Origin of the sequence: Flammeovirga sp. SJP92 (assembly GCF_001583495.1) — a bacterium.
Taxonomy (GTDB): Bacteria; Bacteroidota; Bacteroidia; order Cytophagales; family Flammeovirgaceae; genus Flammeovirga.
This window is the reverse complement of sequence record NZ_LQAQ01000112.1, coordinates 50890-60083: the sequence shown is the minus strand read 5'-3', so window position 1 is coordinate 60083 and position 9194 is coordinate 50890. Positions and strand designations below refer to the sequence as shown.

Below are 9194 nucleotides of genomic sequence, written 5' to 3'. Positions count from 1 at the left end.
ATTTAGCTAGTCAATTTTGTTTATCTCTTTTTTTTAAACCTTTAAACCTGTAACTATAACCAAGAGTAACAGTCAATTCTGTAATCGGAGGTTTATCATTCCGGACATCCTCCCGATTCAGTAAAACAGAACTAAGGTTTAATGAATGTACTTCATTGAAGGTTGTGGAAGCGCCAAGCCTCCAACTGTAAACCATACTTTGTACTTCATCGTTTGCTCTGCTTTGGTTGAATGAGATACTGCTTCTTAATTTTAATTTCTTCTCAAAAAGTCCCTTAGAACAACTAATTGTCGGTCCTATGGTTGATGTGCTTCCTGCTTCTGAATTGGTTTCATTTAAACTTGCATTGGCACTTAATCCTATTCTAAAATTTGAAGGCCTATTAGACCAATTCCATGAAAGGGAACCATTCCAGAATGTGCTATTGGGGCTTATTGAAGTGGTATCAGATTGTTCGTTAGAAGTTTGCTGATAATTAAGATTTAGCGATATATTTTGACCTACAGTTTTCGATTGAGAGACAACCCAATTTAAACCAAGGTTACCTGCATCTGTTAACTGAGTATAATTTAAAGTATCAAGAGGCATTAATGGGTCTGAATCATTAATGATTTCAAACTGATTTCGAATGACCGTAAATGACCTAAAGTTGGAATAACTTGCATTGGCATTTACTTTTTTACTGATCACCCATGCTATGTTAGTTGCCAAGTTAAAATTGGACATATCACTAGCATTATCTCCGTTCAAATTATCTCTTTGCATACCCACATTTGCTGAAACAGAAACTTTCGATTGGAACAGCTGTCCCGAAATATTCACACTTCCTGTCTCTAAATCATTATTAGCATAATAACTACCCAAGGTTCGATACTCCGGGCCAATTCTCTCATAAGATGCTCCAAGGTTCCATCCTAATAAGTTGTAGGTAAATCCACCATTGAAAGCCCAGTAGGCTGAAGTTGAAGTTCTTTCTGTAAACAACCAATCCATACCATTCACTCTATCCCCTTTAGCTTCAGAAAATGTATTTGAAGAAAGGAATGACATCCCCACTTCTGCTTGCACAGTTAAGTTCTCTAATAGAGTTTGTCCGGCATATATACTTGTGGCAATATTTTCTTGAGGAAGTAAGCCTTCTGGAATTGAATCGGCACTATAACTTGATGGATCATCTTTAGCTCTAAATAAAGTAAAACCAATATTTCCACCTTTGTGTCTATATTCAGATTTCATTGCAAAGCCCATTCTCCTAAATGATGCTTCTGAATGTGGAGCATCAGGATCATAAATGGAGGCTTTCTTTAAACGACCATACATCACTCCAAAATCCCACCGATCTGAAGGACTTCCTGAAAGTTCAACTCCAAAAAATGTATGACCTCCTAGGGTATATGGAGAATAACTCACATTACCGTAACCAATCTGTGTGTTCAACCATTTATAAGATGGTGTCAAAGAGAATTGATTAAAAGGTTGCGTGTAATTGAAATTTTGATTGGAATAGGAAATGGACAAAGGTATTGACATTCCATAGACATCAAAATTCAGATTACCTGAAAGCACATAGCGATACGGATCTCTTCTATCTTCCATACCCCATGCGGTATAAGCTGTTTGATTTAGCGATAGTCCTCCGGTTACTTTAATTGGTGCATCTTTGCCAATTTGATCTAGTTTTTGACCTAATGAATAGTTGCTCGAAAAAATTAAAGTTAGAAAGAATATTGTACAGCTTGCTTTAAAAGTTTTAAAAGTATTTCTAAGCAATTTTGTAACATTTAATTGTTAGTCGTTAGGCAAAGTTAATATTTTTTCAAAAAAAAAACACTTTTAATCAAAAATAAGTTAAGCAAAAGGTGTAATATTTTGTCACAAAAAAGGCTAGCTCTTTTTAAGAACTAGCCTCAACATTGTACAGAGTGACAATAAGTTACTCTTCTTCTACATAATTATACGTTGGAGTTTGAGGTGTTGCTTCCTCCTCCTTTTTCAGTAATTCTTCCTTCTGCTTTACTTCCTCAACTTTATAACGGATTTCGTTTTTCTGTTTCGCAAGTTCAGCATCCCGTTGTTTCTTTTCTTCGCAAGTACCGGCAAACCAATGACCTACTTTTGCCTTATAGGCTTGATATGGATTCTTGTAATCTTCACCATCACAACCACATACAGGATCTTCTGAGAAATTGTATGTCACTTTTCTATCATCACCTTCAGGGAAATTACAATTAAAACCTCTTAGTGTCTCAATATCTTTTTGTGCTAAAGGAAGTGATGTTTTCATGGTACGAGTACACTTCGTAGGATAATAAACAGTTTTATCAAATTGATAAGGGTGAGCGTATACTAGGTACTCATCTCCCTCAAAATACACATAATCACATGAAGAATATTCTGCTCTCAAATAAACCTTTCTTGAAGGGTATAACGAACCTTTCCAATACTCTGATACGATCATACCTACCCTATCATACCCTTCTTCCATGGCCTGCACTTCAAATACTTTTCCTATAAACACAGCTTCAGACTCTTTATAAGATTGTTCAATTGAAACACTCTCACGGATACAGTCACAAGGTATGAATTTATCATCTGCCCACATTCCTTGCTCAGTACTGCCATCAATATAAAGCATTATACCTTTTCCATTTCTTTTACCTTGAGCCCAGCTTCCAATGTATTGTGATCCATTGGCATAATAATGAATTCCTTCTCCAGAAACTTCATTTTGAATCCATGTTCCTTCGTGTCTTTCACCACCACTGGTTACTAAAACACCTCTACCATGCATTTTACCATCAAGAAATCCTCCTTGATACACATCTCCATTTGCCCAAATGTATACTCCCATTCCATAGGGCACTCCTTTTTCAAAGTTCCCTTCATAAGTATTCCCATTGGCAAAAATAAGCTTGCCCTTTCCTTCCATCAGGTCATTTCTCCATTTTCCTTGGTAAACAGTTCCGTCTTCCCAAGTGTATGTACCGTGACCATGTCTTTTACCATCACCATTAAACTGTCCCACGTACTTATCTTTATCGGGGTTCTCACTGATTTGAGCCTCAGCTATTGAGAATTGCAACGTAAATAATATTGATAATAGTAAAGGGAAAATCGACTTTCTATTTGTAAAAATAAATTCTAAAGAGGTTCTTTGTTTATTAAAGATTGTCATAATTTAGTATTGATCGATATTTAATGACGATTGAAATCAAAATATTTCATTCTGCTAAAATGCTAAAAAAATAATATGTTCAGATATATCTTCTCCTTTATTATTACATTATTTATCACTTTTTCACTTCAAGCTCAAATTGTCTGCTCAAATGCTAGCAAAATTGCTTTGAATAAAAAGATTGAGGAACTCAATAAAATGAAGGTAGACAGTTTTAATGTTTTTCAAAGGGAAGGAAATATTGCCAGAACTTTTTTAGACACTCCTTATTTAGAAAAGACACTTGAAGTTGGAAAAAAGGAGGAATTGATTGTTAATTTTGTTGGTTTTGATTGCACTACTTTCGTGGAAAGTGTTACGGCACTCAACTTACTTTTTAATAATAACGCTTCAATAAGGAACTTAAGTCACTATGCTACAATTCTTGAAAGGTTAAGATACAGAAAAGGCCAACTTTCAGGATATGGCAGTCGATTGCATTATTTCACTGAGTGGGTTTTGGACAACCAAAAGAAAGGAATTTTAAAAGACATCACTGTTGAAATTGGCGGTGAAACTTATGATAAAAAAATCAACTTCATGAGCACTCACATCTCCTCTTACAAAAGACTGATCAACAATGATTCAGCAGTAAATGCTGTAAAAGTAGCAGAAACAACAATCAACCAAAATCAATTATCACAAATCTACATCAAGAATATAAGTTCCGTAGAAGACAAAATTCAAGAAGGGGATATTATTGCATTAGTCACAAAAATAAATGGACTTGATGTTTCTCATGTCGGCATTGCTGTCGAAAAGTTAGGAAGAATACATCTTCTTCATGCTTCTCAATCTTCTGGGAAAGTGGTTATTACACATAAACCCCTTGCTGAATGGTTGAAAAACAGTAAGATGAACACCGGCATCACGGTCGCTCGATTAAATTAGTCTATTTAAAACCGTTAAAACATTTTTATTAATATTTATTGATCAAAATCACTTCAATTAATAATACTTAGCGATAGGAAACTAAAAATCTATCGGTCATATTTGCACATGTAAACAAAGGGAACTTGGTGAAATTCCAAGACAGTCCCCGCTACTGTAATTCTTGCCTATTGAATTAGGTTAATGGTAAGTCACTTTCATTTTGATGGGAAGGCACATTGTAAAAGAAGAGTCAGGATACCTTTTTTACATTTTATCTTCGGGTGCAAAGTATTTTTTATGATGAGTCAATTATCCAACAGATTAGTAGTTTTTATCGTTTTCCTAATAACATTAGGATGTAATTCTTCCAACCATGAAAACGCTAATACAGCAAATCAACAACAATCTGATAAAACTGTCAGTGTTGCTGTTAAGTATGCAAAAACATTCCATCTAGAATATAAAGAAGGTTACAAACTTCTTCATCTTATTGATCCTTTTTCAGAGTATCAAAACACAAGTACTTTTGCCTTGGTTCCTCACGGAGCAAAAGTCCCTAATGGATATAAAAAAAAACAAATCATTCGAGTTCCTGTAAAAAAAGTCATTACGACGACGACTGCTCAAACATCTATGATGGAAGAGTTAGGCAGTATTGAGCAGATCAAAGGTTATATTTCAAAAGACTACATGTATAGTCAAACCGTTGTAGATAAAATGGAAAGCGGTGAGATTATTACAGTAGGTTATGACATTGCAAATAATACTGAAAAAATCATTGCTTCTACTGCTGACCTTGTAATGGTTGTAGGAAGCAGCACTACGAATTCCTCTTCTTTTCCTATTTTGAATAAGGTGAATATTCCAGTGATTGCTAATACAGACTGGCAGGAAAATCATCTTTTAGGCAGAGCTGAGTGGATCAAAGTTTTTGGAGCATTACTTGATAAAGAAGAAGAGGCTAATACTATTTTTGAGGAAGTAGAAAGTAAATTCAATAAGTATTTAGAGGTCGCCAAAACGGCAAAAACAAAGCCTTCTGTTATTTCTGGTTTACCTTATAAAGGCTTATGGTCTGTACCAGGCGGAAAATCTTACTTGGCCATTGCATTTGATCAAGTAAAAGCTGATTACCCTTGGGCTGAGACAACACAAACAGGTAGTATTCAACTGGATTTAGAAGGCGTTTATGCTAAGGGTGGAAAAGCCGATTACTGGCTAAATGTTGGTCAACTAACTACATTAGAGGCTCTTAAAAACAACGACGAAAGATATCTAAAATTCGATGCTTTCCAAAAGCAAAATATCTTCAACAATAATAAAAGACTAAGGAATTCGACTGCCAATGACTATTGGGGAACCGGCATGGTTCATCCTGAATTGATCATAGCTGATCTTATCAAAATCCTTCATCCTGATCTTCTCCCAGATCACCAACTTTTTTTCTATCATAAATTAAAGTAGAAAATGAAATTCTATATTTTCGCTACACTCCTTCTGCTATGCTTTCAACAAGTTTATAGTCAGGACTATCATTTACCAGATAGAGAGTTAAAAGAAGTTGAGATTGTATCTAAATCGATGAAATACTACAGTCAGGGAACACATATCCAATCCATTGACAGTGCAAATATGAAGTTTCATAATGAAGGAACTCTAGCTTCTTTATTAAGAGAAGAAGCTTCAGTTTACATAAGAGAATATGGAGCTCCAGGACAGTTGTCTAGTATCTCAATACGTGGCACCTCGCCTGTTAATACCGCAATTATGTGGAATGGCATCAACTTGAATTCAATGACATTAGGTCAAACTGACATGTCAACAATCAATACGTTTTATTTTGACAATATCGATTTACAATATGGTGCAAGCTCTGCTCAATATGGAACTGGAGCGGTTGGTGGTTCAATTATCTTGAAAGATAATATTGATTGGAGCAATCCTAAAAGTCAATTTGAATTTCAAACTGCTTATGGAAGTTTCAACCAACAATTTTATGGATTCAAGGGTGAATATGGAAAGGGAAAATGGAAACACAAAACGGTTGCATTATATCAAAAATCAGATAACAACTATCCTTTTTATAACGAATATGATAAAGAGGAGCAATCTGTAAATAATGCAGGTTTTGAACATTATGGCTTATTACATGAAACCTATTTCAAACCAAGTGAGAAAAGCGAAATATCTGTAAATCTATGGTCAACGATGGATGTAAGAGGTATCCAACCGATTATGATTGACAATATGAATCCTAATTTTAATGACTCAACTATTAATACTGCTTTCAGAGGTGTTATTAATTATAAGTTAAACACCGATAAATGGACTCACATTAGTAGTATTGCATATATAAAAGATGAATTAGATAATAAAGGAAGTATCATTGGAACGGAACGACTTCAAGCCGATTACAGAGGGGAAACTTCACTGAGTAATTCTATTTCACTTCAAACTGGCTTTACTGCAATGAATATTTGGCCAGATGTGTATGCATATAATGCAAATACAGAAGAGTTTAGAGCATCGGTATTCCTAGCTTTAAGGTATGATATTACTAGTCGATTCTCTGCCTCTACTGTTCTTAGACAAACCTTTGTTTCAGGATTAAACGCACCATTCACTCCGTCAATCGATCTTTCTTATGCTTTAATTAAAGATTTTGATAAGTCACTAAAAATAAAGAGTTCAGCTGGAAGAAGCTATAGAATACCAACAATGAATGAAAGGTATTGGGGAGAAAAAGCGAATCCGGATATTGAGCCAGAGGATGGTTATAATGTTGACTTAGGCCTTGATTATTCACATGATTTTGCAACTCTAACTTTAAACGCCAATGTTACTGGGTTTTATCTAAGAACATACAATAAAATTTTGTGGGTACCTGGAAATCCAACATATGCGAAAAATATAAAAAACACAAAGTCTTTTGGTATTGAGTCCAATGTAAATTTAGGCAACCAACATTCCAAACAACAAATAAAATGGAAAGTGGGGCTTGCTTACACATTTACGGATGCTCAAAATACCGATAAAGACAAACAACTTATATATGTCCCAAAAAACCTTTTTAAATCCTTTGTCAATTTAGGATTTAAAACTTGGTCAATGAGTGTTGATCACAATTTTGTAGGTAAAAGAACTACATCCAATGATTATTATAATCTAGATGCCTATCACATCATAAATCTTGGGGTTAATAAATCATTCAAAATCAACAAGAGCAATTTATTATTAACGCTAAAAGCAAATAATATCACGGATGCTCAATATCAGAATTATGAGGAGTATCCAATGCCGGGTACAAATTATATGTTAAAAGCAAATATCATTTTCTAAAATAAAAAAGCATGAAAAACAATTACAATTTCCAACTCGTCTTTGCTTTAATCGCTATTCTTTTTACATCATGTATTGAAGACAAAGAAACTACACCTTATGTACCTGGTTCAGAAGGATTCCATGTCGCTCATTCAGGTGCTTTTAGTAAACCAAAAACAGCATCGGTTTCTGCGATATCAATGACAGACACTGACACTACATTTTCTCACCTAGCATATAAAAGTGCAAATGGTGAAGAACTAGGTGGTAATATTGAGGGTTTTGATTCAAATGGTCAACTTACCGTAATTACTACAGCTTCAACAAGTCAAATCATTATCTGTGACACTAAGACTTTAGAAAAAAGATTTGTAGTAACAGATAGTGTTGATAATCCAAGATATACAGCATTTGATGGAAATAAAGCTTATGTAACTGTGTGGGGACCTATTCAACCTGATTACAGTTACATTAATCCTAAAGTTTTAGTCATTAACCTTTCTACAGGTAAACTTGAAAATTGGTTCTCAGTAGGTTCAAATCCTGAAGGTATTGCTATTAAAGACGGTAAACTTTATGTTGCTCCTTCTTATACTGCAAATGTTGAAGTTTATGATCTTTCAGATTTAAGTGCCGCCCCTGAATTAATCAACATTGACGCTGCACCTCAACATTTTGCCTTTGATGCAGACAACAACTTATGGGTTTCAGCTACAGGTGCTTGGAACTTTGTCGTAGCTGATGAAAATAAAGGTTTAGCTAAATTAAATACTTCAAATAATACTTTAGAAACTTTAATCAACTACACTGGAATTGGCGGCGATGGTTATATTAAAGCTTCTTCTGATGGTTCAACAATCTATGGTATTGGCGCTGAGGCTTGGCCTTCTACAACAACTGAAATTGTTGAATTTAATCTATCAAGTAAAAAATATGATACAATCATTACAGGTGAAGGCTTCAAAGGAGTGGGACAAAATCCAGCTTCTAAAGATATTTATGTAGCAGTCACACCTGATTATGAAAATAGTGGTTTGGTAAATGTATACACAGAAACTGGAACTAAAAAAGGTTCAATGGAAGTTGGTCTTGCTCCTTACCACTTTATTTTCTACTAAAAACATTTTGTCAAATATTAAGTGTATAAGAGCCTAGGGGTGATATTCCTAGGCTCTTTTTATTTTTCATCTTTCAAACTCCCACCACTTATAGAAATGATGAGAGTAAAAGATGAAACTTATTGATATGTTATAGTAATATTCTGTTTAACTGTACTGTTCTATTCAACTTCAAAAATGTTAAGCTGATAAACAGTTTACTACTAATAACTTACGATCAATCGTTTTGTAATGGTTTTTCCTTCCTTATTGGTAAATGTCATAATGTAAATACCTGAAGGAAGTACTTCTTTCTCTCCGATCACAAATGTTCGTTTCTCATTAATTTCGAAAGAAGAAATAAGTGTTCCTAATGGAGAGTAAAGCTTCACATTACCACTCAAATTTGAAATGGATTCCACATTGAATTTACCAAAGCGATTAGGATTTGGATAAACACTTATATCAAGTTCATTTAATTCTTCAGCCAGATTTTGTGAAGCTGATCTCCCAGAGGAGGATGTGCAAGCTAAATCAGCCTCGGCTTGTGTTTCAAAACATTGGTCACAGCCTTGTATTGGTCTACAAGGAGGACATTTTACTGTAATTGAGGCAACATCTTGGGCGAATACTGTACCCATTGTGCTCATCATCAAAATAGAAAAATATATTATTAATTTCATTATTG

Annotated in this window: 7 protein-coding genes and 1 riboswitch; of the genes, 4 read left to right on the top strand and 3 right to left on the bottom strand. The window is 34.5% G+C overall.

Annotated features, from left to right (window positions below):
* Positions 1–10: 10 nt before the first annotated feature.
* Together AVL50_RS29645 and AVL50_RS29640 are read right to left on the bottom strand one after the other, a co-directional pair.
* On the bottom strand, positions 11–1771 hold the full coding sequence (locus tag AVL50_RS29645) for a hypothetical protein (RefSeq protein WP_062621181.1): 1761 nt from the start codon (positions 1769–1771) through the stop codon (positions 11–13).
* A 163-nt stretch (positions 1772–1934) separates the two neighbouring features.
* A complete protein-coding gene (locus tag AVL50_RS29640; RefSeq protein WP_062621179.1) occupies positions 1935–3176 on the bottom strand; it encodes a hypothetical protein in 1242 nt (413 codons plus the stop codon).
* 75 nt (positions 3177–3251) lie between these two features.
* Between AVL50_RS29640 and AVL50_RS29635 the strand changes: the two genes are divergently transcribed.
* From AVL50_RS29635 to AVL50_RS29620, 4 genes are all read left to right on the top strand, one after another.
* Positions 3252–4106, top strand: a complete 855-nt coding sequence (locus tag AVL50_RS29635; RefSeq protein WP_062621177.1) for an N-acetylmuramoyl-L-alanine amidase-like domain-containing protein — start codon at positions 3252–3254, stop codon at positions 4104–4106.
* A gap of 83 nt (positions 4107–4189) precedes the next feature.
* Positions 4190–4367, top strand: a riboswitch (cobalamin riboswitch).
* Positions 4368–4385: 18 nt separating this feature from the next.
* On the top strand, positions 4386–5552 hold the full coding sequence (locus AVL50_RS29630) for an ABC transporter substrate-binding protein (protein ID WP_062621176.1): 1167 nt from the start codon (positions 4386–4388) through the stop codon (positions 5550–5552).
* A gap of 3 nt (positions 5553–5555) precedes the next feature.
* A complete protein-coding gene (locus AVL50_RS29625; protein WP_062621175.1) occupies positions 5556–7427 on the top strand; it encodes a TonB-dependent receptor in 1872 nt (623 codons plus the stop codon).
* An 11-nt stretch (positions 7428–7438) separates the two neighbouring features.
* A complete protein-coding gene (locus AVL50_RS29620) occupies positions 7439–8527 on the top strand; it encodes a YncE family protein (protein WP_062621173.1) in 1089 nt (362 codons plus the stop codon).
* A gap of 203 nt (positions 8528–8730) precedes the next feature.
* Here AVL50_RS29620 and AVL50_RS29615 read toward each other — a convergent pair whose 3' ends face one another.
* On the bottom strand, positions 8731–9189 hold the full coding sequence (locus tag AVL50_RS29615; RefSeq protein WP_082796066.1) for a T9SS type A sorting domain-containing protein: 459 nt from the start codon (positions 9187–9189) through the stop codon (positions 8731–8733).
* Between the last annotated feature and the right edge of the window lie 5 nt (positions 9190–9194).